A 24,404-nucleotide genomic window follows, 5' to 3' on the forward strand; every position below is an offset into this window, starting at 1 on the left:
AAGTTGAAATAAATGCTCCGAGTGAAGAGTAACTTCCGTTGTAGTTTGTGCTGGATGCCCACGCACCGGATTGACAGTTAGCTGAAAGGGCAGCAAAGAACATCAACGTGTTCATCATCTAATGCGCCAGGCCAGATCATGAATCTACTACCAGACTGAACTGAACCAGCGGGGCATGTTGCAGTTTTATAGAATTGCCTTTTACCCGGATTCACCCAGGCATCAGGTGACGACACCCATTGACAGGCACTGGAGTTAATTTTAGCGCCGCCAGACCACACACCGGATTGACAGTTAGCTGAAAGGACAGCAATACGCATCAACGTGTTCTTCATCAACACCATCACCAATGCCATACATCCGGGTTCCGGCCATGACATAATTGGCTGGGCATTGAACAGGTTTATAGTAAATCCAGCCGCCGCTGCGTCCCCCAATAAAGTGATCATTTGCAACTGGAGACTGATACCAGTTGCACCCGGTATTTGATATTTTACCTGCTCCACTCCACACACCGGATTGACAGTTACGAACAGCTTATTATGAAACTACATTTACCCGACAGGTCAGGTCTGTTTGTTCCTGGGTGAAAATTGTATTCATCATAATAACCACACTTTACTATCCGGTTTGCATCAGCAGTCGCTACCTGCCCAGCAAAGTAATTAGGCTTCCAACCGTGGGGGTTTTCACTGTTACTAACACTCCAGCTACACTGGTTTTGGATAAAGCCATTTGGTAGTGGTATTTGTTGTCCATTACCGATTAGGCCAGTGTGTACAGTGCTTCCCCCTGAATATTTCCACGTACCGGATTGACAGTTTGACATTCACTGTGAAGTCAGTACAGTTCACGGTTTCTTTACATTTATGAGAATTTTCTTGTGGCTAAAAAACGGACAATTAAACTGGCTGATGCACTAGATAGATATGTCGATACTGTGTCAACAGAAAAAAAAGGATGGCAACAAGAAAGTTATCGCAGAAATGTTATAAAGAAATATTTCATTTCAGATAAATTTATGCATGAAATTACTGCGATAGATATTGCTGAATATCGTGACATGCGACTGTCAATGATTAATGAACGAACAGGGTTAAATATTAGTGGTAATACAGTGAGGTTGGAATTAGCGCTATTATCCGCATTGTTTAATTTAGCTATCGCGGAATGGGGAACCTGTTCTTTTAATCCAGTGAAATTGGTAAGAAAACCAAAATGTAACCCAGGGAGAGATAGACGAATACATGCTCATGAGGAGCGAAAAATTAGAAAGTATCTGAAAGAAAGAAATAATGAGCTTTATGTAATTTTCTTATTCGCAATAGAAACAGCAATGAGACAGGGAGAGATATTGTCATTAAGCTGGGAGAACATAAATCTACAAGCAGGGGTGGCGCATTTGCCTAAAACAAAAAATGGTACTTCACGCGATGTTCCTTTAAGTTTGAAAGCTAGGCAGCTACTTACACAAATGTCTATCAAACCATCAGGTAGGGTTTTTACATATACGTCCTCTGGTTTAAAGAGTGCTTGGAGGCATTGTTTAGAATCTTTAAAAATAGAGAACTTGCATTTCCATGATTTACGACATGAAGCAATAAGCAGATTCTTTGAGTTAGGTACGTTAAATGTTATGGAAGTTGCTTCTATATCAGGCCACAAATCTCTGACAATGCTGAAAAGATACACCCATTTACGTGCGTATCAGCTAGTCAAGAAACTTGATGCAAAGAAAAAGACAATCAGCAAGATAGCATCTTACTTTGTGCCTTATCCTGCCATTCATCACGAAAGCAATGATGGACAGCATTATGTTGAATTAATTGATTTTTCAGAAATAAAAGTTGAAAGAAATAGCTTAGATGAAGCAATTTCTGACGCTAGCGTTTTACTACTAAAACAGCTAGCGCTTGCTGCTCAAAATGGAAAAAGAATACCAGTTCCAGGTGAATTTAGTGCAATAACAAAAGACATGGTAATAATAAATCCGCTACAGTAAATTATGCTGTACCGCGAATGTTAACAAGAACGAAATGTGTATGAATGGCACTAGAGGAATGTTTATAACTTTTGATACAAATGAAAAAAAAGTAGTCGAAATAATTATAAGTGCTGATAACGTCAAGGATGTTAACGGGGTTAGCCATAACGACAAGGTGGCTATTATATAAAGATCACCTGCGGCAATAGCGGTTGTATTATTTTTTTTAAATGATATTAAATTAATGATGAAGAGAGGCGATAAAGCAATAATGCAGGAGATAATGATAACAGAATGTTCGTTGCTGGTTCCCATAAATGAAAGCGCAACGGTAACGAATATTAATAAATCAGGAATCCAGTTCCGTATAATATCGATTATAGATGCAATTGATATTATAATCATAGTTAGCAAGAAAATATACTCGTTGTTTATTAGATAAGCTATATATGTAGTAGTTACCATATAAATAATTATTAGCCATAGTGGTAAAACTCTTCTAGTAACACCATTCTCAATGGATTTTGCTGTTTCTAAAACATCAACCTCAACGGCATTAATAACTTTTGCAGATGTGAAATTTAAAATGATTGCCATGAAGCAAGAAATCATGAGCCATATAATGATCATAAAATAAACACCACTGAATTGTCGGGTATAAAGTTAGGTTTTGCTTTCGTCCCATAAGTGGTGAAAATACTACCCGATTTGGCTAAGCCGAAGGAGATAGAGTCACCAGTAGAATCTTTGAGCAATTCCATAAAGCCAGGTTTGTTAGCCATAAAAACATAAGTCGCTCCAGCTTGCGCATAGACAGTTATGTTTGTGTTCTTTGGTAGCCAATTTGGGAGCGTAATCATCTGTGTGATGTTGCCACTTGCACCCGGATTACTGTTTAGATAAGTTTGCGTTGAATCTACATAATTTAAATAGGAGGTAACTTGCTGCTGAATCAGTGATTCATCGTATGATTTTTTTTCCTTATCTGATACTGCGCCAAAAATAAAATAAGAGACAATGAGCATTATCACGAAACCTAAATAGCTTGCATTCATTTTCGTACCTTCAATATTGCAATTATGATTAATGGATAATATTATATAAATGATTTTAAATCAAAGGTACATGTTATGTTTTATTTTCGAGTGAGTGCATTGTTACCTATTTTCTATTTGTCTGTTTTTTTGTTTTCAACTCAAGTTCATGCTTTTTGTTTCAAAGAGGCTGGAGAACGATATGGCGTAGATCCGCTACTGTTGATTGCCATAGCTCAAACAGAGAGCGGTCTAGTTCCTACCGCTACTAATATCAATAAAAAAGGAACACCAAAAGAAAGTATCGACATAGGACTTATGCAGATCAATAGCATCTGGTTTGGTCAGCTTTCAAACGAATGGGGTATTACTCGGAAAGATCTGCTTAATAACCCCTGTCAAAATGTTTATGTTGGAGCATATATATTGGCTCTTAATATAAAGAAAAATGGAGTTAACTGGAAATCAATTGGTGCATATAATGCGGGCTTTTCGGACAAGACAGAAGCAGCAAGAATTAAATATGCCAAAAAGGTGTATAATTTCTACATTCAACTATTATCTAAAAATAGAGATATTGTAATTGCAAATGCCTCAAGGGGAGTGTTAGTCAAATGAAAAGCAAAATTGTAATGTGCGTAACCTTTTTTATGCTTATCGGGTGTAATTCAGAAGATGTTAAATCCGTAAGCTACTACAAAGAGCATAAAAATGAACGTATTGATAAGCTGAAATCATGTAATAAAGAAACACGTCCGACAGAAGAATGTAAGAATGCAGCGGAAGCTCAGCATCAGGTTTATTTCCAAAAATAGATTTTTTTGCATGCAAAAAAGGACATAAAATGAAAGCATATCTCAGTACATTGATAGCAGCGTCCTCCCTGTTCATTGGGGCAAACAGCTATGCTACGGTTGTGGACGGTGTTGATGTTGGGGACGTTCTAACGGGAGACACAAAGCTAGCGTGTGAAGCGACACTATGCTTAGCTGGATCAACTCGACCAGGTGAATGTGTGCCATCGCTTACCAAATATTTCAATATAACTAAGAAAAAATGGAAAGATACGTTAAAGGCAAGACGAAACTTTTTAAAGTTATGCCCTGCGTCAGATGAACAGGGAATGCCTGAACTTACAGATGCCATTGTGGGGGGGGCGGGGCGCTGTGAAGCCGATACGTTGAACAGGGAGCTATTGGAACAAAAAACATTTATGGTTTGTAGATCTGGACGAAATGATCTTGATGGTTGCCAGGCTATAACAAAATATCGCATATCTCCAAACATGCCTTCATACTGCAAAGTATATTTTGGCAATGAATACACTGACTTTAATATTAAGTATTCGGGTGTTTCGGAATGGCAAACAAAAAATGAATTTAGCAAGAATCCTAAAGGTCAGTGGGTGACTCAATGATGACTATATCAATGCTTTTAAATTTGAATGAACTAAAAAAGATTGCCAAAATGCATGGTTGTATTGATGTTCTTCTCTCAATAAAAGAAAAGCTAGAATTGATAATTGAACAAAAGAGAGAGGAGGAGTCAGTTAGTATAAAGAAGATGGCTGAGAAACAGAAAAGAATTAAAATGTACAGAGAATTACTACAGCAAGATGGTATTTCTCCTAGTGAGCTTTTACCAAATAAGCCGATATTAAAGACCACTCAAATTATGAAGCCAAAGAAAGGAACTTATATTTATTATGATGGTGATAAGCAAAAGTTTTGGAGTGGAAGAGGTCGTATGCCCGGTAAAATTAAGCGTGCAATCGAATGTGGGAAGTCGTTGGATAGTTTCATTTACTTAGGGGATGAAATTGATAGGTAAATTTTTGCATGCGAAATTACTTCTTGTAATTTATTTTTCTCTATCCCTCGATGTTTATGCAAAAACTATTCATGTAAGTTATGTTATTGATGGTGACACAATCGTTTATAAAGAGAAACAAGATTTTAAAAAAGTTAGATTATCTTGCATTGATGCTCCTGAAATAAAACAGCCCTATGGACTAGAGTCAAAATTAGCATTAAAAGAATTAATTGGTGGTAAAACTGTTGAAATAGCAGTATCTAATATAGATAAATATGGTAGAGAGATAGCTAATATTACCTACCAGAATCAAGATATAAATCTTAGGATGGTATCAAGCGGTAACGCATGGGTATATGAAGCATTTTGTCGAGATCAACCGTTCTATACGGCTCAGATGTATTCTAAATCACATAAGATTGGATTGTGGGCAACTATTAATCAGGTTGCTCCGTGGGTATTCAGAAGGGAGCAGCATGGTATTAATAAATAGTAGACACCAATTTTATAGGACTAAGTTAGGTTTTTCTCTAAATGTTGATGATATGAGTTGTGGGGTGGTGTTTGTAATTAACTCAGATCAGGATCTAATATGTTCGTTGGATGGGGGGGATTCAATCACATTGCATTTTGAAGATGTTGAGTCATGGCCTGTAATTTACAGGAATTATACCCCGAAATTTTTTAAGCTCATTGGTTTTAATTCAAATAAATTATGGAATCCTGAAATTATCAATCGCATATGGGATATGCTTTCTTTAGGCCGTAATGTTTTGTTGATCTTACAGGAGAGTAACTGTCAAGCCGTATTACGGCGTATGAATATTCTTTTTGAAATGTCAAAGCTAAGGAACTCATACTTCAACAGAGCAGGCTCTTTGCCGCCTGCACCGCAGAATCATTAAGACTAAAAAATAAATTTTTTACACTTAATGATTGAATTAAAAATGAGGTATTTGGGATTGCAGTTTCAGTGTTTAGCATTTATTCTCATATGGCTGTAGGGATTGTGGGAATGGTTAACGGGGTGGCCGTTCCTGCATGCTCTACAGTTTTTTTTTGTCAAAATTTAGCCATGCTAATCATGCCTATTTATCCGGGAAAATTACTAAATTAGTTGTTGCGAAATAGGCGAAAATCGCCTATTCTGTTTTTGCGGGGGCGACAGAAAGCCACTCGTTCTGAGAAGGCTAAGCCCTCAAAGGAACGTAATGAATATTTCTGATGTTGCAACCATAAAGACTAACTTCCCGGATGCAGATTTCTGGATTGTTCGTCGAGGCTCTTTAAATTCCGTGGGTGAACCGTCCTACTCTTTCAACAAAGAGAGTATAGGTGTGAAGGTAACTAGGAGCGATCTGGTGCTTCCTAGATACCTTTATTATTGCTTCCTTCATCTTCATATGTCTGGGGTCTGGAAGCCGTTAGCGACGGGTACATTGAGCCTGGTTAACATCACAACTCATGACGTTAAAAACATCGTCCTGAATCCGCAATAACAATGAGCAGGGGGGAAACCCCTGTTCATTCTACAGGGGCATAGAATGTCAAATAAAAATGAAATATCAATAAATTTACCATCACTGGATCAGCAGCGATTTTTTATTTTAAAGTCTGATACAGAGCAAGCTATTTCGATGCTTAAAAAGAATTTGGATGGTAAGCCATTTCCAAAAGTTGAGAACATCAATTACTCGACTATTGATCAACGCATTTTTTGTACAATTGAACAAGGTTGGGTTGCTCCACCATCAGAGCTTATTGATGCTTGGTTCACACAAGTAAAAAACAATTTTATAGAATATGGCACGGACGGGAAGCTAGGAAGCTTACTTGGTTTACAGGGGCGTAGCGCTGATCGTCGGATTAGGGCGTATCGTAATGGTGCTGAAATTATCCCATATGGTGTATGGCGTACTTTCCTTGAACTTACAGGTCGTGTCGTCGTTGATGTTAAACCTGTTCTTGGTGTCTTTGACTGCGAATAGTCTTTATGACTGAAAGGTACTATTTATGTCTGATATTCTCAATGTTCTTGGTATTGCGGAAAAGTGGCGTGAAGATCATCCAGAGCATGCAACAAAGGGCATTGTTATGATTTGGAATGGGCAAGCTTATGGATGGAAGGATTCTTTAAGAGATGCTCATAGCGAGCGTCCTGGTGTTATTGCTGTTGACGTGAGAGAACACATCTTTGTTGCCGAAGGTGGCAATGATTATGATGGCGCTAAATGTTGGGTTGTTAAAAACTAAATGGGCGTTAAAATGAAAACTATGAAGAAAAAAACTGTAATTATCACTAATATATATACAATATTCATGTTGCTATTGGGAGTGGTAGGTGGTGGTTGTTTCGTAGTGTTTTCGTTCTTGGATGGGTATAATCCCCTTGCAATAGTTTCTTCTGCGGCTGGTAATGCAATTTTTAAAGAAGAGATATTTTCCGATAGCATATCTGGCTTTATTCGTATCTGGAACGGGAAGGAACTATTCTCAAGTGACTTATTTCTAATTCTGTCTGGGATTTCATTTATAATTGTAGTTTCTTTATTGACATTTTTCCTATGCCTCGAATTGGCTGTAAGAATGAATAATTGGTTATGCTATTTTTATATAAAAAGTCAATATGGGGATAAGTTTAGTAAACGTTGGATCTGTATTCATAAGAAAAATATTGCAAATTTCAGAGATAAATTATTAAATACTAGTTTAAATGATATAAATAGAAAGTCTGAACTCGAAAGCGCTAGCTATGAACATTACATAAAATGGAAGCAGCACTATGAAAGTTCTATGTCATATGACGACTGGAAGAGGAAAGTGTTGAAAGGAACTTAACTTTTGCATGCAAAAAAATAAAATACATTTAAAGAGGCCGCAATAAGCGGCCTTTATTTATAGGTTAAATAATGGCAATGTCCTGATGGTTACAAGAATGGTTTGTTGTGCTTTGCTTGATAATGTTAAAAAACTTTTAAAATGAGCGACAGATTCAGGATCGGCTGCTTTACTCAAGATCTCTTTTTGTAATAGAGAGGTAAGTTCTTCATGATTTGATGTATACAGTTTTTCATAAATATTGTTTCCATTATATTCTCTGGCATACAAAGCCGCTCTAATTAGTTTAGTGGCTTGCTCAATCCAAATATCATTTTTATATGAAGTTACTAAAGTGTTTATGTATTTATCAATAGCGATGCTATTGTTGGTTTCTATCATAAATTAATCCTCATTTACTATGTTGATTGTCATTCTGTCCAGTATATTTTATTTGATTGCGTATGGAAATATAAATAATCTATACAGGGGGCGTTGCTTGATTTAATCTGATAATAATCCTTACTCCGTACAAAACTTGATTTTGTGTGGAGTAAGGATTTGCCCTCCCCGGCGAGGGGAGAATCTAAAGATAGGTTTTCTGGCAAGGGATAATCTCTTTGATAAAGTGAAATATCTCTGCTAATTACTCTTCAATATTCTTTATAAAATTAGAATAATTCTGTTGTGTTCAAATGCCTATATATTCCATAATATAAAAACCTTGTGGTTAAACATGTGGTTTATATAATTTAAATTATCATTTTTTGCATGCAAAAATAATATAGTGAAAATATCGGAGAATTAACAATGAGACTATTTATTGCAGAAAAACCTGCGGTGGCTAATGATATTGTAAAAGCGTTGGGAGGTGACTTTACAAGAAAGGATGGATATTTTGAAAGTGGTACAGATATTGTCACCAACTGCTTTGGTCATATCATTGAATCGCAACCACCTGAAAACTATAATCCAGCTTATAAACTATGGTCGCTGCAAACGTTGCCTCTGAAACTTTTTCCTGTGAAGTATCAACCAAAAGAAAGTTCAGCACATCAGGTTAAAACTATTCTAGAACTACTAAAGCGTGGTGATGTGACTGAAATAGTTCATGCTGGCGATCCAGATGATGAAGGTCAACTTTTAGTTGATGAAGTATTAGAATACGCTCGTAATACAAAGCCAGTAAAACGTGTATTAATTAACGATAACACATTACCGGCGGTGAAAAAGGCGCTGGCTAATCTCAAAGATAATCGTGATTTTAAAGGAATGTCTTTAAAAGCACTGGCGCGTTCTGTAGCTGATGCTGTGTATGGTTTTAGCATGACTCGTGCCTATACCATTCCTGCTAAGGCCAGAGGCTACCAAGGTGTCTTATCTGTTGGCCGTGTACAAACTCCCGTTCTTGGCTTGATCGTTAAACGCACACGCGCCCATCAATCACATGACGCAAGTGTTTATTACACTATGACAGGCCATTTTGTACGTGGTAACGATGTTTTTACCGCAAGCTGGAAGCCTGGTGAGTTTGCACCGCTAATCGATAAGCGGCTGATTGATAGAGCTTGGGCTTACGGAACTGCTTCAAATTTGGAAGGGAAACGCGCTACTGTAGAAGCTGCCGCAGTAGATGATAAAGAAACAGCCGCACCATTACCGTTTAACCTACTTAGGTTACAGCGATGGGTAATTAAAAAATATAAACTTACCGCTCAAAAAGTCCAAGACATTACTCAGACTCTCAAAGATACTCATAAGGCGATAACTTACAATAGGTCAGATTGCTCTTATCTGTCAGACGAACAATTTAATAGCGCCCCGGCAACGTTGGCAGCATTAAAAGGAATACTTAATCCAAATTTTGATATTGACGCAACTCGTAAAAGTAAGGCTTTCGATAATTCAAAAGTGACCGCGCATACGGCAATAATCCCTACGAATAATGTTCCTGATCTTAATCGTCTTAGTAACGATGAACGAAATGTTTATATGGAGATTGTTAACCTATACGCTGCTCAATTTATGCCTAGAAAGACATACAAAGAAGCATCTATAGCAATTAAAAGCGGTGATGAATCTTTTGTAGTTCGTGCTAAGAAAACTACTAATAATGGCTTTGAGGCGCTTATTGGTTCAGATGGTGAAGATGATTTTGATGAAGATAGCGCGAATGACGGTGATAACTCGGTATTTGAGCTTTTGAGTAAGATCCGAACTGGTGAACAGTTAACTACTAATAAAGTTATTGTTAACGAGAAAAAAACAACACCACCGCCACTATTCACCGAATCTAGTTTGCTGGGGGCATTGGTTCGCGTTGCTGATTATGTAACCAATCCTGAAATTAAAAAATTACTTAAAGAGAAAGACAAAGATAAAAAAGATGAACATGGAGGTATTGGTACGCCAGCAACACGCGCGGCTATACTGGAAACTCTCAAGAAAAGGAATTACATAACCGTTGAAAAGGGTAAGCTAATTCCAACTGAGACAGGTTATGCATTATTTGATTCATTGCCTGATAATGCAGTAAATCCCGATATGACTGCGCTTTGGTCAGAGAAACAAACTGCGATTGAGAACGGTGAATTGTCAGTCGAACAGTTTATTAATGAGCTATACAGCGAGCTTGAGGGGCTTGTCGCAGAAGCTAACGTTGATAATCTAAAAGTGGAACCAAGGGCTGTTGCAGGTCAAGCGCAACGTCTTGAGTCTCCTTGCCCGAACTGCGGAAAGGATATAGTGATCCGTCCTAAAGTGTGTGCCTGTACTGGATGCGAATTTAAGATTTACAAAACATTATCTAGTAAAGTATTAACTGATAAACAAATTGATACTTTGATTACTAAAGGTATTACATCTGAATTAAAAGGGTTCGTGAGCAACAAAAACAATAAAGAATTTTCAGCCAAAGTTAAATTGGTTGATAAGGTTACGGGCAAGCTGGGTTTTGAGTTTGTAGCTAAAAAAGCATAATTGATACTTTGAAAAAGGCCGGGTAAACGGCCTTTTTAATGTGAACTATAGTGCATAAGTACATTGTTTCAACATGCATAATAGGTTAAAATTCATACACGGTCACTGGAGGAAATTTCTGATGATAAATAAATACTTGCAACAACCTGATACCCTTGCGGCCGATAAACTATCCAAAGAGCTAGATACGACTCTAATAAGCGACAAGCCCTCCCTGTTGGTACTGAATGCAGATTCAGTACCTGTAGAGCATAACGAACTGGCGCAGCGTTTGGAGGGCTTCCTATCGACGAAGGGTGAACCCACTGTGCTAAGAGTGGTAGATGAATTTCCTCCATTAGATCAGGATGCTCTTAGACAAATTGCTCTGATGCGCGACGGGCGATAAAAGGCCGCTCTAGTGGCCTTTTTCCCGGCGTACTCTCACAAATCTTCCCGCAATTTCACGTAGCGCACCGCCGTTACTGAATCCATCAAAAATACTCACCGATATACTTCGCGTCACAAGTTGCCTAACTCACTGTAAAACAACAAATCAGCTTAATACAGGTTGCACGACAAGCACGTTGGCCATCTTCCTGATTGACACCGACCGCTCCAATATTTTTGAATAAATTTACCCGCGCTCCGGGCGACGTGTCCGAGCAGATTTTGCCTAAATAAAAAGTCCCATTACGGGATAAAAATCTTGCGTTAGTCCTAAAATGGGACTATTATAAACATATAAAGATGCTTTTGGTGACTTAGAAATTATCAATTGGAGATATTTATGAATATCAACGTTTCCCTTTATCAGCCAAAAAGATATACCAGGTGGGAATGCCATTTAGACAAAGAGATTCATCAGCTAATTGGTGATTGCCTTTATTTTACAGGCTGGACAAAAGAAGAAGCTATCAAGTCGGCTGTAACCTATCTCGAAAGCAAAGGTATTGTCGTCAATAATGTAGAAATAGTTAGTGAAAAAGCACTTTTACTTTCTTCGCAAGAACAGGCTCTCAAGTCGTATCGCGAAAAAGGTGGGGATATGCCAACTGACACTTACCTTTGGGGGTAAGATCTAATGCTCTTTTTTACCAAATGGCTAGTATATGAAGATAATTGCCATTAAGACGCTTAGGGATTTCTGGACGGCGAATCCTGATGCAGAGCAGCCGCTAAAAGCTTGGGTAGATGAAGCCAGTAAAGCTGAATGGAAAACTCCGGCAGAAATTAAAGAGCAATATCGCAGTGCCAGTATTCTTAAAAACAGGCGAGTGGTGTTTAACATCAAAGGAAATGACTATCGGTTAATTGTTGCCATTGCATACCAGCGTGGATGGATGTTTATCAAATTCATTGGTACGCATAAAGAATATGACAAAATAGATGCTGAAACCGTCAATCTGGAGTGAAACATATGCAGATTAAACCAATTAAAACAGAACAGGACTATGTAGCAGCATTACGCGCTGTAGAGCCTATGTTTGATAATGAACCTGCCGCCGATACACCGGAAGGGGATTTTTTTGAAATTATGTGCGTACTGATTAGCGAGTATGAAAACAAACATTATCCAATTGAAGCACCTGATCCAGTTGAAGCTATTAAGTTCAGAATGGAGCAGCAGGGTTTAACAGTAAAAGACCTTGAGCCAGCTATTGGTAAATCTAACCGTGTCTATGAAGTTCTTAATCGTAAACGTAATCTGACTCTACCGATGATTAGAAAATTACATACGATGTTCGGCATTCCGTTAAAAAGCCTTGTTGGAGGGTGACAGAATCGCTATGAATAAATTAAAGAAAAAATCTTATAAACGATTATCGAAAGGTGAGTGTAATGTCTAATTTAATTGATAGTGTGTTGAACGAACGAAGTGAAAATAGTGAATGTTTCGAGGGGTTTATTCAGGCCATCTTTAATGATTATGACGCACGAGCCATTGACCGTAATCAAGCGGCTTTAGCTATAAAGTATGCTTTTGCACTTATTGAGAATGGCAATTCCATCGCCGCAGTTGATTGGATTAAAACAGGCCGTAAACAAATTAGATCTCTGATGGTGAATAATCATGGACAATCTGTTAAGTGAAGGGCAGGGCAAGCTTCTGGTTACTATCATGATTCTTGGCGGTGTAGCTGTCTTTCTTTCAGTCTGCCTGGGTTTACTTATGTTATTCAAAGGGTACTAATATGGCGGGTTGGTGGATGCCAAAAGGTCAATTGAAAATTCTTCGGGAAATGAGCGCCGGGGCAACTCTTTGGCGCGACAGCAAAGGGCGTTTTTTTATCGGTACAGATAAAGTAAATTGTACTGTTTCAGCAAAAGCGTTATTCAATAAATCATTGATCATGCCTGATCACCGGGTTGTGAATGGCATGGACACTATGAGAATTACCCCGACAGGTCAAAATGAGATGGGGTATAATCGTCACCAGATACTTTAAAAGAGGGTGTGCAAAATGAATTATGATGAAATAACAAAAATCACCGCTGAACGTATCGGAGACTATATGAAGGAAGCCATAAAGACCGATTCTAGAGGCGTTGCGGAAATGTTTCATAATGCGGCGTGGGGCGCGCGTTCATTGTGGTTTGAACTCGTATCAAAAATAGATATAGATATGCACAAAAAAAACATGTGTGCGACTTATGATTTAAGCCGTCGAATCGAAACGCAGAAAGAAGAGTTCATGCAAATGACAGATCGTGAGCGTGTGCCATTACTGAGAGAAGGGCAAGAAAATGAAACCATTTAATATCGAAAAGCCTTCTGAAACAAAAATTGCCGAGTCTGTGGGATTTTTTGATTGTCTGAACGCAACCGCAACCGGGCATATTGGCTATTTCGCCGGAAACCCTGCACATGCCAGAGCGCTACAATCAATTACACCAGAAATGGGTAAGTCAGTTTTTCGTGATAATGCTTCCGTCATGTACATTGGTGAAACCTATAAAGGTAATCCGGCATTCAAGGACTGGAGCCAGCGGCTTACATTAGGAGAGAAATTACCTCGTGGTAAATATTTTCGGAGAGAGGAAAGAATACGCGCTTTGCTCAATACGCGGCTAGATACGGTTAAAATAACTACTTTCCATGTTCAGTGACAGGTGAACTATGAGTGACTCTAATATCGCTAAATATGTTATTTTTCTTGGGCTTTTTATTGCTGTTGGTTGTTTGTTAGTTATGGCCTTTTTCTAATGAAAAAACTTAAAGGTGATGTTCAAAAATGCCCTCATTGTGGATATGATGAATTTTATGTGAGGGCAACTGTTAGTGGTACTACGTCTATATTTTATCGGTTTGATGGTCAAGATGGAGATAATACTCATATGTGGGATTATGTCACTACGACTGAAAAGAAAACCGCATTCTGCGGAAATTGCCAGAAACGTTTAGGAACTATCCAAGAGGATTTATAATGAGCACTGTAGAAAAAATACTAGATAGCATCGGTCTTAAAGCCCATGAACTTAATTCGCTTGACCAGACGGATAGCCTTATAGTTTGTCGCATCTTTGAGGCTGTGCAGCAGTACGCGATGTATCATGATAAGAACCCTGCGCTGGAAAGTGAGTGTGAAGAAATACAGACACTTATAAGAAAACATCTTAATCAGAGCGTGATCAGATAATAATAGGCCGTGTAGCGGCCTTGTTTTTTCGTGAGTGGGGCGTGAAGGGGACTAAATGAAAAGGCCAAATGAAATGATGGTGTTAGGTAGCTTTATTGCGTTGGGTTTTGCCACTGGTTTTGATGTTGTATTATCCAGTGGTTTTTATGAAGCATTGACAGAGTTACTTGGTGGAGGTGTTAAGATGATTATTTCAGTCACCTTAATGACCATCGGTTTTGTTGGTGTTATTACATACAAGTTTGTTGATGTTCTTCACGAAAGACGCAGATTTCTTGCCAGAAAAAAATATTCAGAGCGGTACAAATAAAAAAAGCCTCCATTTTAAGAGGCTTATTAAACATCTTTCAGAGGGTGTCTAAAGCTTATTCTCTAAAAATTTCTGCCCGGTAAACCCTCCCTCAAAATCGCATATTTCACACAACGCACCGCCGTTACTGACTTCATCAAAAATACTCACCGATAATTTTCGCGCCGCGAACTACCTAACTTACTGTAAAACAACAATTAGATGAAACGCCGGCAACACGCTCGATGCGCTGGCCATGTCGATTTTCAGCTGCGACCGCTACAGTAATTTTGAACAAGATTAACGGCGTTCCGGGCGACCTGTCCGGGCAGATCCCCGCGCACTGGTCGCCAGCGGCGCTGGCCTGTTCCCGGCTCCGGGTTAACACGCCACAAAATGTTGCATGTGCAAAAATCTGACGTGTTAGCTCTCCCTCTGTTGATTCCTCCGGCAGTTAGACATACAGCGTTTTACGTCCAGTTCTGCTGGCAGCGCGAGATCTGGCCTGATAGTATTGTGTAATAACGACAGGAGGTAGGCATGACATCTTTTCTTATTATTGCGTTTGCTCTGATAGTTGTCGGTAGGCTTCTGCTGCGAAAGAGCCTGAATAGACTTCACAATGAGTATTACCGCCGCGCTGACGAGCGAGGATGCGCGGAACGTTATGAATCTATCGTTCGCCTTTACAACTCAAGAGATCCCCGTGATTTAGAATCTGCATATCGGGAAGCCATTTCCTGCACTAAGGCCGCTTGAGCGGCCTTTTTTACGCCACTCATTTAATTCCCCGCGCCGTTAGACATACAGGTCATTCTGTCCAGTTCAATGTGATTGCTTACTCTTGATATATAACACAATCGTTATATACTCTTAATGTTCTTAACGAGAGGTCATTATGCGTATTTCTATTGTCCAGATGGTGAATGATTACTATGAGGGTAATCGTGAAAAAGCTGCTCAAGCAGCCGGGATTAATTCTGTGCAACAACTTAATAATCTGGTTTCAAAAGGTTATGAGGTCGCGAGGTTAGACAATGGTGACTGGATCATGCTGACGAGCAAAACGAAAATATTCAAAAGCCATAAATAACACTTGTGTTATATAACACAAGTATTATAATTATCTCAGGTTAAACATACAGCGGGATAATGATATGAGCATCAAGAATAAAGCATTTGATATTCCTTGTTTTCATGAGTCAGTAAAGAAAGAATTTGAATCTGGTTTGATTACGCTTAAACAAGCTGCCACTGAATTTTACAAAGGTAACTGGACACCTTTTATAGATATGGAATATACAAAAAAGCAACTTGGTATTTAAACATTTAATAGCCCCGTACAACGGGGCGTGTTAGATCTTATCAATATAATAAAGGCGGCAATCATGGCAACAATCATCTCTGTAATTTGCATAGAGCCAGGCGAAGCGGTTAATTTCTTTACGGCGGGTAAATCCTATCCGGTCACGGCTAGCCGGGAACATCTGGCATTGCCGGGTGTAGACGTTATCGACGATGAAGGTGATTCTGTCTTTATTCGACTGGCATCATCCAGTCATGGTGTATTTGAGGTGGTTTATGGTTAATAACGAGCCTGAAAAGCTGATTACTGATGAAAATGCACTGGAGCCAGAGTCTGTGGCGCATAGGATTGTTAATCTGAACAGTAAAATTACCCCTGATGCTGAGGATAAGAAACGTTATCAATGTGCTGACATTGTTCAAAGTATTATTGAATTTGAATCGTCAATTCAATGGTCAGTTAATTCTATTCTTGATGGTGTCAATAAGGCTGAAAGCAGCGGTTATTCATCTACAGAACTGTCTGAGCTAAAAGAACTGACAACACGCTATGTAAATGCTCTAAAAGAAATTCAGGAGCGTGCAACCCGGCAATGTTTAGAGTTGGCAGAAAAAACACTACTCGGTCATGGTATTAAATTAGATGTAGAGAGTGATTTTGAGGTTGACGGCTATCAGTTTAAAGCAACGCCTGTTACAGAACAAATAAACTATATTGTGTCTGATTTGTTGTCTTACAGTGACATTGCCAATATAAACATGAGTCTTGTTGATGTAACAGTAACAGGTGATAAAAAATTAAGAAAGTCGCAGTTGCCAACGAGGTTAGTATTGAATCTTTGGGTTAATAATGAGGGACGGTGTAATGGATAAGTTTAGTGAGGAGTTCATTAATATAGTCTTAAAGCATGTTGAGACTATCCCGGAAGATAATTATAAGCAATTTACGCAACTGAGTGAACAGGGTGAGTCAGTGTATCCTAATAGTGATGCTTGGCGTGGATTTGCATGTCGGGCGACAAGAAGAGAATTAATAGAACAGGCATGGTCAGTTAACGCTATTAAACCGGGTGATTACATGAATGGATTTCTTAATGATGAAACAGTCACCGTTGGTCATATAGCAATGGATGTTGAAAACGAAAATATTAATTCCCCTGTCTATTTCTTTCCTGAGCGTGGGATCTACGCCGCTGCATGCGGTCTCAACCGTGTTTATGATGTTTGGCTCTCATGGCCTTGCTATCCTCATGGTTGGTAAGTTGCAATGCGCAAAAATGCGACATGAGTCTCTATACAGTGATGATTTTTGGCAACTGCGCGGTAGACTGATAAAAACAGCACAAGGATAAATGCCATGCAAATCAAAGTTGAAGTAAACGGACTCCTTTACGACAGTGGGAATAAAGCCTGCAAGTGTATTCTGGCTGATAGCCAGGGTAAGTTGTTCGCTTTCCTCCAGGTACTGGACGGCTCCATTAAAAAACGGTACTGGGGTGAATACAGTCATGATTTCGCAGAGGCTTCTATCAAGGCGATCATGGAACATGGTGGTAAGTGGCCTACTCTTCCTCAATAACATAACAGGCCGCTCCAGCGGCCTTTTTACGCCTCCCGTTTAATTCCCTCGCTACCTATTCTGTCTATCCGTTAGATGCGCAGAGCGCATGGGAGGCGTTCTACGCCGGAAGCTCCGCAGCGCCAGCGAGGACTCAGAAAGCATTACGGCTTTAGCCGTAAAATCCCCCACACTGCAAAGCCGGGTTTACGGTCAGTCTCTCCTACGGCCACAAAAAAGCCGCTTTCGCGGCTGTTCGGGCTGTTCCCTTATTTATCCAGCCACGCTGCCCCTATCCAGACGCTGTGGGCGATAGAATGCGTATGTTCCGCTATATCCGTTTCACCATACGGATCATTACTCACCTGACAGTCTGCGCCGCCGATGGTGCTGTCCAGTGTTACCACAACGTCATAGGCAGGATATGCAGCTTTTATCGCCTCGCGTATGGCGTTTTTATACCGCTGTTGTTCCTGTTGAGTCAGCATATCTGATACTGATTTCACGCCCACGGTATACGTAATGAGGGGCAGTTGTGGCGCAATGCTGGCTGACGGGAACAGGGCTTCATGTGCGCGGTAATCGTCCTCGGTCATATTTTCAATTTCGTGCTGGCGCTGACAGCGTGTACACCGAACGTTCCCGCCAGGCATATCCTCGCCGCAGTCCGGGCAGTTCTCAAGGTTATCTTCTGTGTTAATCTTCATACCTTGCCTCCTGATTTGATGTTTTTCAGTCGCGTAATTCTGGATTTAATGATTTTTACCAGCTTTAGCTCTCCATTATATTCTTCTTCATGCTCTGCGCTCCATAACCCCGCTGCTTTCTCTTCTTCATACCACTTAATACTCATATAGGTGGATTCCAGCGCGTAACGTAGAGCCATATTTTGTGTGGTATAAAAGCCATTGGGTAATGGTTCGTTTTCATAAAATTTCTGGCGATAATGAACCGGAAAGTTTGTAAGCCATTTCCCTTTTTGCCAGGTAATATCATCCAGTTTTTGTACTAGGCTGATCACAACCTTTTTAGTACCAAAATATTTTGATACCGTCCGGTTTTGTATTGAGCGTACATGCCATTCATCAACATCAACATGACACTTTCCTTCATCATCTACCCAGCCAAAAGCTTTATACAGCACCGCGCCGACTTTGATGATACTGGAGGGATAGCGTTGTGGTTTCATCTTCCTGAGTCCTCCCGATGATGCTTTTTTAAATCGTGGTTAATACAATCATATAAGCATCTGACCTGACTCTGATAATGTTGAGGATCGCGCCTTTTTCCGGCAGCCCTAATTTATTATGCGTGGCGATTTCCTTGCCGTTATTGTTCGCGTTAATAAATTGAGTGAGTACAATCCTGCCATCATCAAATTTACCCAGCGCGGTATTGACTACAGACAGGCTGACGTTATCAATCTGAGTGTAAAGGCGTTCCGGCATAATACCTTCCAGCCCTGACTTACTCTCAATGCTGACGTTTTTTTGTAATGCTTCTGACAGCACTGACGGCGAAAGTGACTGTCCTTCTTTATTTGCCCGGAATACCATAATTGTGCTGTTCTGGTTTTCCTCCAGACCGCTCAGGCTTGCAGTTGCTGTTGAAAATCCTTTCTGTTCAATCTCCGCTAGTGTCTTTTTAATGGCGGCGATACTCTTTGCACTAAAGCTGTATACAGTGACATTTTGATGTACGTTAAGTGTATTTGTACCTCTGGGAAAGTGGAAGTTACTTTCGATTTTAAAGCTATCAATCAGCGTTGATGTGACCTGCTCCGTTGCTGCATAACCGGAGAAAGATAACGCCAGCAATACGCCTAGGGTAATTTTATTCATTTACTGTCCTTACTGATTCTGTTTATTTTGGGTTAATATGGAAAGGATCATATGTGTTGCAACTGAAGTGAAAAAGAAATCGCAAATTATTAATCCAAATAACCTCCCCGTCAAAGCTGCTTCATCTGTGCTTCGTGAAGCGACACCAATAAGTAATGCAGTAAAAATAACACTGAGTGATACGTTTATTGCCGCGTAAGCTTTATTATTACTGAAACTCATTCTTCTTTTCCTTTGTTAATCAGTTCAAACATGCTGCGCTCAAACGTCGAAATCGCAATATTAAATTTGTTCTTTTCTGATGGGCGTAATCTGACAAGTTCATACCCGTAGCCAAAATCCGTAAAATCGACAATGACGGTTAACAATTTATTTAAATTGTTCATCGCGAGTGTCAGTTCACGCCGTTCCTGTGGCTGTACCGTCTTTTCTTTGGCACTGGTAAACAGAAAATCAAGGCGGTTGTAATACTCCAGCATGGTTTTACCCGGCATCTGCCCTTCGTCTTTAAGCCCGGCTTCCACTTTGTCTTTAAGCCCGGCTTCCATGTTGAGCGCCACCGCCAGCGCGGTAGCTAATAGCTCTGTCGCTTCACTGGTGAGATCGTCCGGCGTTTTTACGCTGGTCGTCACCACAAAGGGCAGACGCTTGTTCTCAGCGATGTACTGATACAGCAGGGTAATAGCCTGTGTCGGTGTGGCTCCGGCGATCTGCATCGCTTCATCGGCGCTTTGCTTGAGTTCTGCGTCAATACGCACGTTCACGTTGACCGTTGCCATTATTTACCCCCTTTCGCTGTGATCTGGCGAATGAAGCAGAATGTCAGATATACAGCCATGTAACCCGCAAAGACAGTAATAAATGGCAGCACCATTTTGGCATATACAGCGTAAATCATGGCGACGGTTTCACCCATGTTATCTTTCATTCTCATTGCATCCTCTTTCGTAAATCTGGATATATTGAAAATGCCGTACAAGGCTAATGTATAATAGAAAGCAATTAACTTTTCAGACACTGATTGTTTCATTGTTTGTCACTCCGGTTACTGGAATAAATCAATCTGGTTTTCACGGATGTTATAAATCCGGGCGGTTTCTTCGCGCAATATTCTGTGCTGTTCGGCGTAGAAATCACAACGGCGCTGATAGTCACCGTTATGTTTCTCTATGACATAAATCAGGTAGGTTGGATCAGCCGGGTATACGCCGTCCTGCCATGCCTTTTTAATAATATCGCGGGTATTTGTGTCGCATGAAAAATAAAGTTTCCGGGCTTGTCGCCACTGAGTAGCGCGAAAATTCCGCATATTCATTTCTGATTTATTGCTCATTTCTTCCCGGCGTTGTTTTTCCACTTCCAGCGAACTCTGCGGCGTTGTAAGCTGGTCGGCAATAAGAGGATACCGGGCAGCCAGTTTATTCTGTACGCGCTGCGGCTTGCGTAAATAAGCGGCTTCCTTAGTTGGCGTCCAGTGATAAGAATAACGTTCCTGTCGTCTGAATTTCATATCCGGCTCCCGGTAATCGTAAAGCAAAGTTGCGTTACAGGTTATAATAGCGCCAGTTGCCGAAAGTGTAAAGCAATCATGCGTTACATTTTACGGTTTTTTGTGGTGCTGCTCTGTAAATTTTCCCCGGTAAACCCTCCCGCCAAATCGCAGATTTCACGTAGCGCACCGCCGTTACTGACTCCATCAAAAATACTCACCAATATTTTTCGCACCGCAAACAACGTAAGTGACTGTAAAACAACAATTCACTGAAACGCCGGCAATCGCTCGATGGCGTTGGCCAACTTCCTGAACGACTGCGGCCGCTACAGTAATTTTGAACAAGATTCCCGGCGCTCCGGGCAGATCGCCGCGCACTGGTCGCCAGTGACGCTGGCCTGTTCCCGGCTCCGGGTTAACATGCCACAAAATGTTGCATGTGCCAGAATGTGACGTGTTCGCTCTCCCTCTGTTAATTCCTCCGGCAGTTAGACATACAGCGTCTTCTGTCTAGTTCTGCTGGCTGTGCGTGATCTGGACGGATATACTTATAGGACAATTCGCTATATCAGATGCCGATTATGTCAAAAATGTCTTATGTTGTTTTTTGTACTGTCCGTGAAGGATATTTAATGAAAAATGGAATTTTCAGCCACGATATTGATGCAGCAAGAGTATTTGATAAGAAAGCCAACGCGAAACGCTCTGCGTGGCATTACGGTGCTGAGGTCGTGGAATTTAAGCCTGACCGGGATGACTCTCAGGCCGCGCTAGCGGCCTGTTTAAAAAACTAACCTAAAATCCAGTCGTAATGATCCTGGTGAGTTACCGGACTGTCTGATGACATAATACAGACATCCCCATAACCACCATCATGCGAAGCTGCATATCTAGACACTGCGATTGCATCATTTTTATTTTTTAATACCGCAATGATTTTTTCACTGTTATACAATGCCCTTACGCAGAAGTTAGCGTCAATGTTTAATTGATCCTGTAAATACACGTACCCATCAGAACCATTGGGATCACCCATAATTAGATTGAATATGATACCTTCGTGTAAAATCTGATTTTCTTTTAATTGGCTACTCATAGCGATTATCCTTCTCCGTATAAAATAATTAATTGTGCAAAGGTGGCTGACCATGTGCCGTTTACCAGTTCGTCAATCTCTGAGGCCAGCGCATCCAGCGTTTTGCTATCCACTCGCAACTGTAGTTTCCCGAGCAACAGCCACCATTCATTCTGTGCTGCCCCGTTCCTGATTAATCGCGCTGCTGCACCGCTGCGGCTTTCACACGCTTCCCCTTTCCTGAATGCGTCCAGTAACCTAACCAGTGCGGTAAACACATCCCAATCCAGCGTAGCCTCGAAACTGTTACCTTTGCACTGCATGCTGAATAATGGGGGGCGGCGTTCGTCAGTGCTGGCGAATCGGTTAAACTCAGTACCCGTAACACTGATGGTAAAGACCAGATCCCCGGCCTTAATATGCAGGGTTGATGGCGCTATATTTTCCGGGCATTGCGTCTTTGCAAACTGCATTCGTTCGTTCATATCAGCAATATAATGGCGAATACAGAAAGCCAGCAGAGAACGATAATCGTCTGCCCCGGTAATAGTTTCCGGGTTTATCGCCAACTGGTAAATGTTATTGTAATAGCTGCCAGCCAGTGCGATATTATCCATATGCTCTCGCGTACCGTCTGCCAGAAATTTAATTTCAGCCTCCGACAATGGCACTATATTTCCAGTGTGCCAAGGATCACATAATTTACGGTGGATATTTGCGAGGGCAACAGCGGGTTCTGCTTTTAACCGTCCGAACTCGGCGCTGATACCGCCGTCATTCAGTCCGGTTTCAATCATTGCCGTCACCAGCGTGTTAACCGATATATTTTCTTCTTTCGCCCTGACTTTCAGGCGGGTGATTAGCGTTGTCAGAATCCGCAGGGAGAGTTGTGATAATTCCATGTTGCCTCTTTATGATATCGTTGCCGTAAATGACATCATAGCATTAAATACAATCATATCTCGTGTTCAGGGGCGATTTTCGTCAATTCTCCCCGGTAAACCCTCCCGCCAAATCGCAGATTTCACGTAGCGCACCGCCGTTACTGACTCCATCAAAAATACTCACCGATTTTTTTCGCACTGCAAACAACCTAAGTGTCTGTAAAACAACAATTCACGTTCGCGCCGGTTGTGCATCGAGCGCGTTGGCCAAGTCGATCCTCAGCTGCGACCGCTACAGTAATTTTGAACAAGATTCCCCGCGTTCCGGGCGACGTGTCCGGTCAGATCCCCGCGCACTGGTCGCCAGCGGCGCTGGCCTGTTCCCGGCTCCGGGTTAATTCATCAGGCACCTGGACATAACAGTTATTTTGTCCAGTACCCTTCCCTCATTACATTAGTTACAACATACATTGTAATGATCGCCATATCTGGTGCTGATCTGCGGCCTCCGCGCCCATATCCTGGGCTAATCAGTACAACGGGGCGCACCCGCCGCCCGGACACGTCCGGTTCCCGGCGCAAACCGCCCAGGCAAAACGGCACTATCGGAAAAAATGTCCAATTTTTATTTTGGTGATCGGATTTATTGTCCTCGGACTGCGCCGCCCGGTACGCCATAATACTGACACCGCGCCGCCTGGCTGATTTACTCCCTGCCCTGCGATCTGAGTACCGGTTCTTACCAGGGGGAAGCGAAGCCATGCGCAAACCTGTTTGTGCCTGGCTGAACGCCCGGACAACGGAGGGCTTTAGCCCGTAGGCGGCAGCGGGTTTTTATCAGGATGCGGAGATTTAAAAATTGAGTAACTTACCTGCCGGAAATTTTCAGATTTCACGTAGCGTCACCGTTCCGGGCAACGTCGCCGGGTCGTGGTCGCTCGATGCCGCCAGGACAATGCGGGACTACGCCGCGCACCTCGGCGCGGGTCTGCCGAAATACCTGCTCGCGCCGGAAGTGGGTCTGTTGCTTTCTTATATAGATGATCTCACCGCCCGGATGTATTTTGAAACGCTGTGGAATACCGGGGCGCGGCTCAATGAAGCGCTGGCGCTGACACCTGCCTGTTTTACGCTGGAGCCGTCACGCCGCCACCCGCAAGCGGTGGTGATGCTGAAAACCCTGAAACAACGCAACCGCGAAGCCGTCCGGGGGCGTGGTCGTCCGGCTGTTGATGCTGACACCCTGCACCCCGATCCGCGCTACCGCAAACCGCCCGAACCCGGCATAAGAATCGTGCCGCTGCTCGATGCCGCCTACGTGCAACGGATGCGGGAATACCTCGCCACCTGGCGAAAGCGGGTTAAGCATGTTCCGGTGTGGGAAGTGAAGTCACGGCAAACGCCGCTGAACTGGCTGAACGCTGCGGTAGCCCGCGCAAAAAGTGACGGGGTAACGTTTCCGATAACGGTCACGCCGCATACCTTCCGGCACTCGTTTGCCATGCACCTGCTCATGAGCGGTGTACCGGAGAAAACCATACAGGGGCTGCTGGGGCATCGTTATGCCCGGAGTACCGAAGTCTATACGCGCGTGTTCTCGCTCGATGTGCTGACCGGGAACGGCCTGTCATTCAGCTATGACGCGCAGACGGCGCGGGATCTGCTGACCAGATCATAGACGTAAAAAAACCGACTGGTGAGGTCGGCTTTTTTA

General features: G+C 41.6%; 42 protein-coding genes. 29 read left to right on the forward strand and 13 right to left on the reverse strand.

Going from position 1 to position 24,404, the window contains the following annotated elements:
* Window positions 1-77: 77 nt before the first annotated feature.
* Window positions 78-506, reverse strand: coding sequence for a hypothetical protein (locus N0B36_RS22615; RefSeq protein WP_259689237.1), 429 nt, complete (start codon window positions 504-506; stop codon window positions 78-80).
* 377 nt (window positions 507-883) lie between these two features.
* Between N0B36_RS22615 and N0B36_RS22620 the strand changes: the two genes are divergently transcribed.
* A complete protein-coding gene (locus tag N0B36_RS22620; RefSeq protein ID WP_109862491.1) occupies window positions 884-2,002 on the forward strand; it encodes a site-specific integrase in 1,119 nt (372 codons plus the stop codon).
* Here N0B36_RS22620 and N0B36_RS22625 read toward each other — a convergent pair.
* Window positions 1,994-2,581, reverse strand: a complete 588-nt coding sequence (locus N0B36_RS22625) for a prepilin peptidase (RefSeq protein WP_162536111.1) — start codon at window positions 2,579-2,581, stop codon at window positions 1,994-1,996. The two genes, N0B36_RS22620 and N0B36_RS22625, sit on opposite strands and share 9 nt — an antisense overlap.
* 29 nt (window positions 2,582-2,610) lie before the next feature.
* A complete protein-coding gene (gene pilM, locus N0B36_RS22630; protein WP_109862493.1) occupies window positions 2,611-3,039 on the reverse strand; it encodes a type IV pilus biogenesis protein PilM in 429 nt (142 codons plus the stop codon).
* A 75-nt stretch (window positions 3,040-3,114) separates the two neighbouring features.
* Here pilM and N0B36_RS22635 point away from each other — a divergent pair, with 75 nt between their 5' ends.
* From N0B36_RS22635 to N0B36_RS22675, 9 genes are all read left to right on the forward strand, one after another.
* Window positions 3,115-3,636, forward strand: a complete 522-nt coding sequence (locus N0B36_RS22635) for a lytic transglycosylase domain-containing protein (RefSeq protein WP_213707343.1) — start codon at window positions 3,115-3,117, stop codon at window positions 3,634-3,636.
* Window positions 3,633-3,833, forward strand: a complete 201-nt coding sequence (locus N0B36_RS22640; protein WP_119918921.1) for an EexN family lipoprotein — start codon at window positions 3,633-3,635, stop codon at window positions 3,831-3,833. The genes N0B36_RS22635 and N0B36_RS22640 overlap by 4 nt, the downstream gene beginning before the upstream one ends.
* Before the next feature lie 29 nt (window positions 3,834-3,862).
* Window positions 3,863-4,435 (forward strand): TrbM/KikA/MpfK family conjugal transfer protein, encoded by a 573-nt coding sequence (locus N0B36_RS22645; protein WP_259689239.1) that lies wholly within the window; start codon window positions 3,863-3,865, stop codon window positions 4,433-4,435.
* Entirely contained in the window at window positions 4,432-4,848 is a 417-nt protein-coding gene (locus N0B36_RS22650; RefSeq protein WP_259689241.1) for an H-NS family nucleoid-associated regulatory protein, read from the forward strand. The genes N0B36_RS22645 and N0B36_RS22650 overlap by 4 nt, the downstream gene beginning before the upstream one ends.
* Window positions 4,838-5,323, forward strand: a complete 486-nt coding sequence (locus tag N0B36_RS22655) for a thermonuclease family protein (protein ID WP_162536112.1) — start codon at window positions 4,838-4,840, stop codon at window positions 5,321-5,323. Before N0B36_RS22650 ends, N0B36_RS22655 begins: the two co-directional genes overlap by 11 nt.
* Before the next feature lie 718 nt (window positions 5,324-6,041).
* A complete protein-coding gene (locus tag N0B36_RS22660) occupies window positions 6,042-6,329 on the forward strand; it encodes a hypothetical protein (RefSeq protein WP_119918925.1) in 288 nt (95 codons plus the stop codon).
* A gap of 45 nt (window positions 6,330-6,374) precedes the next feature.
* Window positions 6,375-6,818, forward strand: coding sequence for a hypothetical protein (locus N0B36_RS22665; protein ID WP_109862501.1), 444 nt, complete (start codon window positions 6,375-6,377; stop codon window positions 6,816-6,818).
* A gap of 25 nt (window positions 6,819-6,843) precedes the next feature.
* On the forward strand, window positions 6,844-7,083 hold the full coding sequence (locus N0B36_RS22670) for an antirestriction protein ArdR (protein WP_181654468.1): 240 nt from the start codon (window positions 6,844-6,846) through the stop codon (window positions 7,081-7,083).
* A gap of 12 nt (window positions 7,084-7,095) precedes the next feature.
* A complete protein-coding gene (locus tag N0B36_RS22675) occupies window positions 7,096-7,668 on the forward strand; it encodes a hypothetical protein (RefSeq protein WP_142972604.1) in 573 nt (190 codons plus the stop codon).
* Window positions 7,669-7,725: 57 nt separating this feature from the next.
* On the opposite strand, the gene N0B36_RS22680 is transcribed toward N0B36_RS22675, so the two are convergent.
* Window positions 7,726-8,049 (reverse strand): hypothetical protein, encoded by a 324-nt coding sequence (locus N0B36_RS22680; RefSeq protein WP_259689242.1) that lies wholly within the window; start codon window positions 8,047-8,049, stop codon window positions 7,726-7,728.
* Between the two features lie 408 nt (window positions 8,050-8,457).
* On the opposite strand from N0B36_RS22680, the gene N0B36_RS22685 reads away from it, so the two are divergent.
* The 17 genes from N0B36_RS22685 (at window position 8,458) to N0B36_RS22765 (ending at window position 17,419) form a co-directional block, all read left to right on the forward strand.
* Entirely contained in the window at window positions 8,458-10,626 is a 2,169-nt protein-coding gene (locus N0B36_RS22685) for a type IA DNA topoisomerase (protein ID WP_109862504.1), read from the forward strand.
* A 121-nt stretch (window positions 10,627-10,747) separates the two neighbouring features.
* A complete protein-coding gene (locus N0B36_RS22690; RefSeq protein WP_259689243.1) occupies window positions 10,748-11,014 on the forward strand; it encodes a hypothetical protein in 267 nt (88 codons plus the stop codon).
* Between the two features lie 381 nt (window positions 11,015-11,395).
* On the forward strand, window positions 11,396-11,683 hold the full coding sequence (locus N0B36_RS22695) for a hypothetical protein (protein ID WP_259689244.1): 288 nt from the start codon (window positions 11,396-11,398) through the stop codon (window positions 11,681-11,683).
* Window positions 11,684-11,717: 34 nt separating this feature from the next.
* Entirely contained in the window at window positions 11,718-12,020 is a 303-nt protein-coding gene (locus N0B36_RS22700) for a type II toxin-antitoxin system HigB family toxin (protein ID WP_115784126.1), read from the forward strand.
* Window positions 12,021-12,025: 5 nt separating this feature from the next.
* Complete coding sequence (locus N0B36_RS22705) at window positions 12,026-12,385, forward strand: type II toxin-antitoxin system HigA family antitoxin (protein WP_222214653.1); 360 nt, start codon at window positions 12,026-12,028, stop codon at window positions 12,383-12,385.
* A gap of 62 nt (window positions 12,386-12,447) precedes the next feature.
* Window positions 12,448-12,699 (forward strand): hypothetical protein, encoded by a 252-nt coding sequence (locus N0B36_RS22710; protein WP_213707359.1) that lies wholly within the window; start codon window positions 12,448-12,450, stop codon window positions 12,697-12,699.
* A gap of 101 nt (window positions 12,700-12,800) precedes the next feature.
* Window positions 12,801-13,055, forward strand: coding sequence for a hypothetical protein (locus tag N0B36_RS22715; RefSeq protein WP_259689245.1), 255 nt, complete (start codon window positions 12,801-12,803; stop codon window positions 13,053-13,055).
* A gap of 15 nt (window positions 13,056-13,070) precedes the next feature.
* Window positions 13,071-13,367, forward strand: a complete 297-nt coding sequence (locus N0B36_RS22720) for a hypothetical protein (RefSeq protein ID WP_259689246.1) — start codon at window positions 13,071-13,073, stop codon at window positions 13,365-13,367.
* Window positions 13,354-13,716, forward strand: coding sequence for a hypothetical protein (locus N0B36_RS22725; RefSeq protein ID WP_259689248.1), 363 nt, complete (start codon window positions 13,354-13,356; stop codon window positions 13,714-13,716). The genes N0B36_RS22720 and N0B36_RS22725 overlap by 14 nt, the downstream gene beginning before the upstream one ends.
* Window positions 13,717-13,812: 96 nt before the next feature.
* Window positions 13,813-14,034, forward strand: a complete 222-nt coding sequence (locus tag N0B36_RS22730) for a hypothetical protein (protein WP_259689249.1) — start codon at window positions 13,813-13,815, stop codon at window positions 14,032-14,034.
* A 267-nt stretch (window positions 14,035-14,301) separates the two neighbouring features.
* Window positions 14,302-14,556, forward strand: a complete 255-nt coding sequence (locus tag N0B36_RS22735) for a hypothetical protein (RefSeq protein ID WP_259689250.1) — start codon at window positions 14,302-14,304, stop codon at window positions 14,554-14,556.
* Between the two features lie 877 nt (window positions 14,557-15,433).
* A complete protein-coding gene (locus N0B36_RS22740) occupies window positions 15,434-15,628 on the forward strand; it encodes a hypothetical protein (protein ID WP_259689251.1) in 195 nt (64 codons plus the stop codon).
* 64 nt (window positions 15,629-15,692) lie between these two features.
* The gene (locus N0B36_RS22745) at window positions 15,693-15,860 is read left to right on the forward strand and encodes a hypothetical protein (protein WP_259689252.1); all 168 of its coding nucleotides are present in this window, start codon (window positions 15,693-15,695) and stop codon (window positions 15,858-15,860) included.
* A gap of 63 nt (window positions 15,861-15,923) precedes the next feature.
* Window positions 15,924-16,124, forward strand: a complete 201-nt coding sequence (locus N0B36_RS22750) for a hypothetical protein (protein WP_222214668.1) — start codon at window positions 15,924-15,926, stop codon at window positions 16,122-16,124.
* A complete protein-coding gene (locus N0B36_RS22755) occupies window positions 16,117-16,713 on the forward strand; it encodes a hypothetical protein (RefSeq protein ID WP_259689253.1) in 597 nt (198 codons plus the stop codon). Before N0B36_RS22750 ends, N0B36_RS22755 begins: the two co-directional genes overlap by 8 nt.
* The gene (locus N0B36_RS22760; RefSeq protein WP_222214672.1) at window positions 16,706-17,101 is read left to right on the forward strand and encodes a hypothetical protein; all 396 of its coding nucleotides are present in this window, start codon (window positions 16,706-16,708) and stop codon (window positions 17,099-17,101) included. The genes N0B36_RS22755 and N0B36_RS22760 overlap by 8 nt, the downstream gene beginning before the upstream one ends.
* A 96-nt stretch (window positions 17,102-17,197) precedes the next feature.
* The gene (locus tag N0B36_RS22765; RefSeq protein WP_259689254.1) at window positions 17,198-17,419 is read left to right on the forward strand and encodes a hypothetical protein; all 222 of its coding nucleotides are present in this window, start codon (window positions 17,198-17,200) and stop codon (window positions 17,417-17,419) included.
* Window positions 17,420-17,667: 248 nt separating this feature from the next.
* Here the strand turns inward: N0B36_RS22765 and N0B36_RS22770 are convergent, their stop codons facing one another.
* From N0B36_RS22770 to N0B36_RS22800, 7 genes are read right to left on the reverse strand one after another with little or no spacing between them, the layout of a single operon-like run.
* Window positions 17,668-18,105, reverse strand: a complete 438-nt coding sequence (locus tag N0B36_RS22770; protein WP_222214673.1) for a hypothetical protein — start codon at window positions 18,103-18,105, stop codon at window positions 17,668-17,670.
* A complete protein-coding gene (locus tag N0B36_RS22775; RefSeq protein ID WP_222214675.1) occupies window positions 18,102-18,587 on the reverse strand; it encodes a hypothetical protein in 486 nt (161 codons plus the stop codon). Before N0B36_RS22775 ends, N0B36_RS22770 begins: the two co-directional genes overlap by 4 nt.
* A gap of 28 nt (window positions 18,588-18,615) precedes the next feature.
* Window positions 18,616-19,239, reverse strand: a complete 624-nt coding sequence (locus tag N0B36_RS22780; protein WP_259689255.1) for a hypothetical protein — start codon at window positions 19,237-19,239, stop codon at window positions 18,616-18,618.
* A 9-nt stretch (window positions 19,240-19,248) separates the two neighbouring features.
* Complete coding sequence (locus tag N0B36_RS22785) at window positions 19,249-19,461, reverse strand: hypothetical protein (RefSeq protein WP_259689256.1); 213 nt, start codon at window positions 19,459-19,461, stop codon at window positions 19,249-19,251.
* The gene (locus N0B36_RS22790) at window positions 19,458-20,018 is read right to left on the reverse strand and encodes a type II toxin-antitoxin system RelB/DinJ family antitoxin (protein ID WP_230133467.1); all 561 of its coding nucleotides are present in this window, start codon (window positions 20,016-20,018) and stop codon (window positions 19,458-19,460) included. Before N0B36_RS22790 ends, N0B36_RS22785 begins: the two co-directional genes overlap by 4 nt.
* Window positions 20,018-20,269: a hypothetical protein gene (locus tag N0B36_RS22795; RefSeq protein ID WP_143365062.1), complete on the reverse strand. Its 252-nt coding sequence runs from the start codon at window positions 20,267-20,269 to the stop codon at window positions 20,018-20,020. Before N0B36_RS22795 ends, N0B36_RS22790 begins: the two co-directional genes overlap by 1 nt.
* Before the next feature lie 15 nt (window positions 20,270-20,284).
* Window positions 20,285-20,776 (reverse strand): hypothetical protein, encoded by a 492-nt coding sequence (locus N0B36_RS22800; protein ID WP_259689258.1) that lies wholly within the window; start codon window positions 20,774-20,776, stop codon window positions 20,285-20,287.
* Window positions 20,777-21,312: 536 nt separating this feature from the next.
* On the opposite strand from N0B36_RS22800, the gene N0B36_RS22805 reads away from it, so the two are divergent.
* Window positions 21,313-21,525, forward strand: coding sequence for a hypothetical protein (locus N0B36_RS22805; RefSeq protein WP_213707381.1), 213 nt, complete (start codon window positions 21,313-21,315; stop codon window positions 21,523-21,525).
* Here N0B36_RS22805 and N0B36_RS22810 read toward each other — a convergent pair.
* Together N0B36_RS22810 and N0B36_RS22815 are read right to left on the reverse strand one after the other, a co-directional pair.
* Window positions 21,522-21,827, reverse strand: coding sequence for a hypothetical protein (locus tag N0B36_RS22810; protein WP_213707383.1), 306 nt, complete (start codon window positions 21,825-21,827; stop codon window positions 21,522-21,524). The genes N0B36_RS22805 and N0B36_RS22810 overlap by 4 nt on opposite strands.
* Before the next feature lie 5 nt (window positions 21,828-21,832).
* Entirely contained in the window at window positions 21,833-22,708 is an 876-nt protein-coding gene (locus tag N0B36_RS22815; RefSeq protein WP_259689259.1) for a hypothetical protein, read from the reverse strand.
* Between the two features lie 841 nt (window positions 22,709-23,549).
* Here N0B36_RS22815 and N0B36_RS22820 point away from each other — a divergent pair.
* On the forward strand, window positions 23,550-24,368 hold the full coding sequence (locus N0B36_RS22820; RefSeq protein ID WP_213707386.1) for a tyrosine-type recombinase/integrase: 819 nt from the start codon (window positions 23,550-23,552) through the stop codon (window positions 24,366-24,368).
* Window positions 24,369-24,404 lie beyond the last annotated feature (36 nt).

The sequence above is a fragment of the Citrobacter sp. XY323 genome (genome assembly GCF_025106035.1).
In the GTDB taxonomy this organism is placed as follows: domain Bacteria; phylum Pseudomonadota; class Gammaproteobacteria; order Enterobacterales; family Enterobacteriaceae; genus Citrobacter; species Citrobacter braakii.

What these genes read in the sequence shown, in the direction of transcription:
- N0B36_RS22625 (WP_162536111.1), bottom strand. Translation starts at nt 2,581, where the DNA reads ATGGCAATCATTTTAAATTTCACATCTGCAAAAGTTATTAATGCCGTT.
- pilM (WP_109862493.1), bottom strand. Translation starts at nt 3,039, where the DNA reads ATGAATGCAAGCTATTTAGGTTTCGTGATAATGCTCATTGTCTCTTAT.
- N0B36_RS22635 (WP_213707343.1), top strand. Translation starts at nt 3,115, where the DNA reads ATGTTTTATTTTCGAGTGAGTGCATTGTTACCTATTTTCTATTTGTCT.
- N0B36_RS22640 (WP_119918921.1), top strand. Translation starts at nt 3,633, where the DNA reads ATGAAAAGCAAAATTGTAATGTGCGTAACCTTTTTTATGCTTATCGGG.
- N0B36_RS22645 (WP_259689239.1), top strand. Translation starts at nt 3,863, where the DNA reads ATGAAAGCATATCTCAGTACATTGATAGCAGCGTCCTCCCTGTTCATT.
- N0B36_RS22650 (WP_259689241.1), top strand. Translation starts at nt 4,432, where the DNA reads ATGATGACTATATCAATGCTTTTAAATTTGAATGAACTAAAAAAGATT.
- N0B36_RS22660 (WP_119918925.1), top strand. Translation starts at nt 6,042, where the DNA reads ATGAATATTTCTGATGTTGCAACCATAAAGACTAACTTCCCGGATGCA.
- N0B36_RS22665 (WP_109862501.1), top strand. Translation starts at nt 6,375, where the DNA reads ATGTCAAATAAAAATGAAATATCAATAAATTTACCATCACTGGATCAG.
- N0B36_RS22670 (WP_181654468.1), top strand. Translation starts at nt 6,844, where the DNA reads ATGTCTGATATTCTCAATGTTCTTGGTATTGCGGAAAAGTGGCGTGAA.
- N0B36_RS22675 (WP_142972604.1), top strand. Translation starts at nt 7,096, where the DNA reads ATGAAAACTATGAAGAAAAAAACTGTAATTATCACTAATATATATACA.
- N0B36_RS22680 (WP_259689242.1), bottom strand. Translation starts at nt 8,049, where the DNA reads ATGATAGAAACCAACAATAGCATCGCTATTGATAAATACATAAACACT.
- N0B36_RS22685 (WP_109862504.1), top strand. Translation starts at nt 8,458, where the DNA reads ATGAGACTATTTATTGCAGAAAAACCTGCGGTGGCTAATGATATTGTA.
- N0B36_RS22690 (WP_259689243.1), top strand. Translation starts at nt 10,748, where the DNA reads ATGATAAATAAATACTTGCAACAACCTGATACCCTTGCGGCCGATAAA.
- N0B36_RS22695 (WP_259689244.1), top strand. Translation starts at nt 11,396, where the DNA reads ATGAATATCAACGTTTCCCTTTATCAGCCAAAAAGATATACCAGGTGG.
- N0B36_RS22700 (WP_115784126.1), top strand. Translation starts at nt 11,718, where the DNA reads ATGAAGATAATTGCCATTAAGACGCTTAGGGATTTCTGGACGGCGAAT.
- N0B36_RS22705 (WP_222214653.1), top strand. Translation starts at nt 12,026, where the DNA reads ATGCAGATTAAACCAATTAAAACAGAACAGGACTATGTAGCAGCATTA.
- N0B36_RS22710 (WP_213707359.1), top strand. Translation starts at nt 12,448, where the DNA reads ATGTCTAATTTAATTGATAGTGTGTTGAACGAACGAAGTGAAAATAGT.
- N0B36_RS22715 (WP_259689245.1), top strand. Translation starts at nt 12,801, where the DNA reads ATGGCGGGTTGGTGGATGCCAAAAGGTCAATTGAAAATTCTTCGGGAA.
- N0B36_RS22720 (WP_259689246.1), top strand. Translation starts at nt 13,071, where the DNA reads ATGAATTATGATGAAATAACAAAAATCACCGCTGAACGTATCGGAGAC.
- N0B36_RS22725 (WP_259689248.1), top strand. Translation starts at nt 13,354, where the DNA reads ATGAAACCATTTAATATCGAAAAGCCTTCTGAAACAAAAATTGCCGAG.
- N0B36_RS22730 (WP_259689249.1), top strand. Translation starts at nt 13,813, where the DNA reads ATGAAAAAACTTAAAGGTGATGTTCAAAAATGCCCTCATTGTGGATAT.
- N0B36_RS22735 (WP_259689250.1), top strand. Translation starts at nt 14,302, where the DNA reads ATGAAAAGGCCAAATGAAATGATGGTGTTAGGTAGCTTTATTGCGTTG.
- N0B36_RS22740 (WP_259689251.1), top strand. Translation starts at nt 15,434, where the DNA reads ATGCGTATTTCTATTGTCCAGATGGTGAATGATTACTATGAGGGTAAT.
- N0B36_RS22745 (WP_259689252.1), top strand. Translation starts at nt 15,693, where the DNA reads ATGAGCATCAAGAATAAAGCATTTGATATTCCTTGTTTTCATGAGTCA.
- N0B36_RS22750 (WP_222214668.1), top strand. Translation starts at nt 15,924, where the DNA reads ATGGCAACAATCATCTCTGTAATTTGCATAGAGCCAGGCGAAGCGGTT.
- N0B36_RS22755 (WP_259689253.1), top strand. Translation starts at nt 16,117, where the DNA reads ATGGTTAATAACGAGCCTGAAAAGCTGATTACTGATGAAAATGCACTG.
- N0B36_RS22760 (WP_222214672.1), top strand. Translation starts at nt 16,706, where the DNA reads ATGGATAAGTTTAGTGAGGAGTTCATTAATATAGTCTTAAAGCATGTT.
- N0B36_RS22765 (WP_259689254.1), top strand. Translation starts at nt 17,198, where the DNA reads ATGCAAATCAAAGTTGAAGTAAACGGACTCCTTTACGACAGTGGGAAT.
- N0B36_RS22770 (WP_222214673.1), bottom strand. Translation starts at nt 18,105, where the DNA reads ATGAAGATTAACACAGAAGATAACCTTGAGAACTGCCCGGACTGCGGC.
- N0B36_RS22775 (WP_222214675.1), bottom strand. Translation starts at nt 18,587, where the DNA reads ATGAAACCACAACGCTATCCCTCCAGTATCATCAAAGTCGGCGCGGTG.
- N0B36_RS22780 (WP_259689255.1), bottom strand. Translation starts at nt 19,239, where the DNA reads ATGAATAAAATTACCCTAGGCGTATTGCTGGCGTTATCTTTCTCCGGT.
- N0B36_RS22785 (WP_259689256.1), bottom strand. Translation starts at nt 19,461, where the DNA reads ATGAGTTTCAGTAATAATAAAGCTTACGCGGCAATAAACGTATCACTC.
- N0B36_RS22790 (WP_230133467.1), bottom strand. Translation starts at nt 20,018, where the DNA reads ATGGCAACGGTCAACGTGAACGTGCGTATTGACGCAGAACTCAAGCAA.
- N0B36_RS22795 (WP_143365062.1), bottom strand. Translation starts at nt 20,269, where the DNA reads ATGAAACAATCAGTGTCTGAAAAGTTAATTGCTTTCTATTATACATTA.
- N0B36_RS22805 (WP_213707381.1), top strand. Translation starts at nt 21,313, where the DNA reads ATGTCAAAAATGTCTTATGTTGTTTTTTGTACTGTCCGTGAAGGATAT.
- N0B36_RS22810 (WP_213707383.1), bottom strand. Translation starts at nt 21,827, where the DNA reads ATGAGTAGCCAATTAAAAGAAAATCAGATTTTACACGAAGGTATCATA.
- N0B36_RS22815 (WP_259689259.1), bottom strand. Translation starts at nt 22,708, where the DNA reads ATGGAATTATCACAACTCTCCCTGCGGATTCTGACAACGCTAATCACC.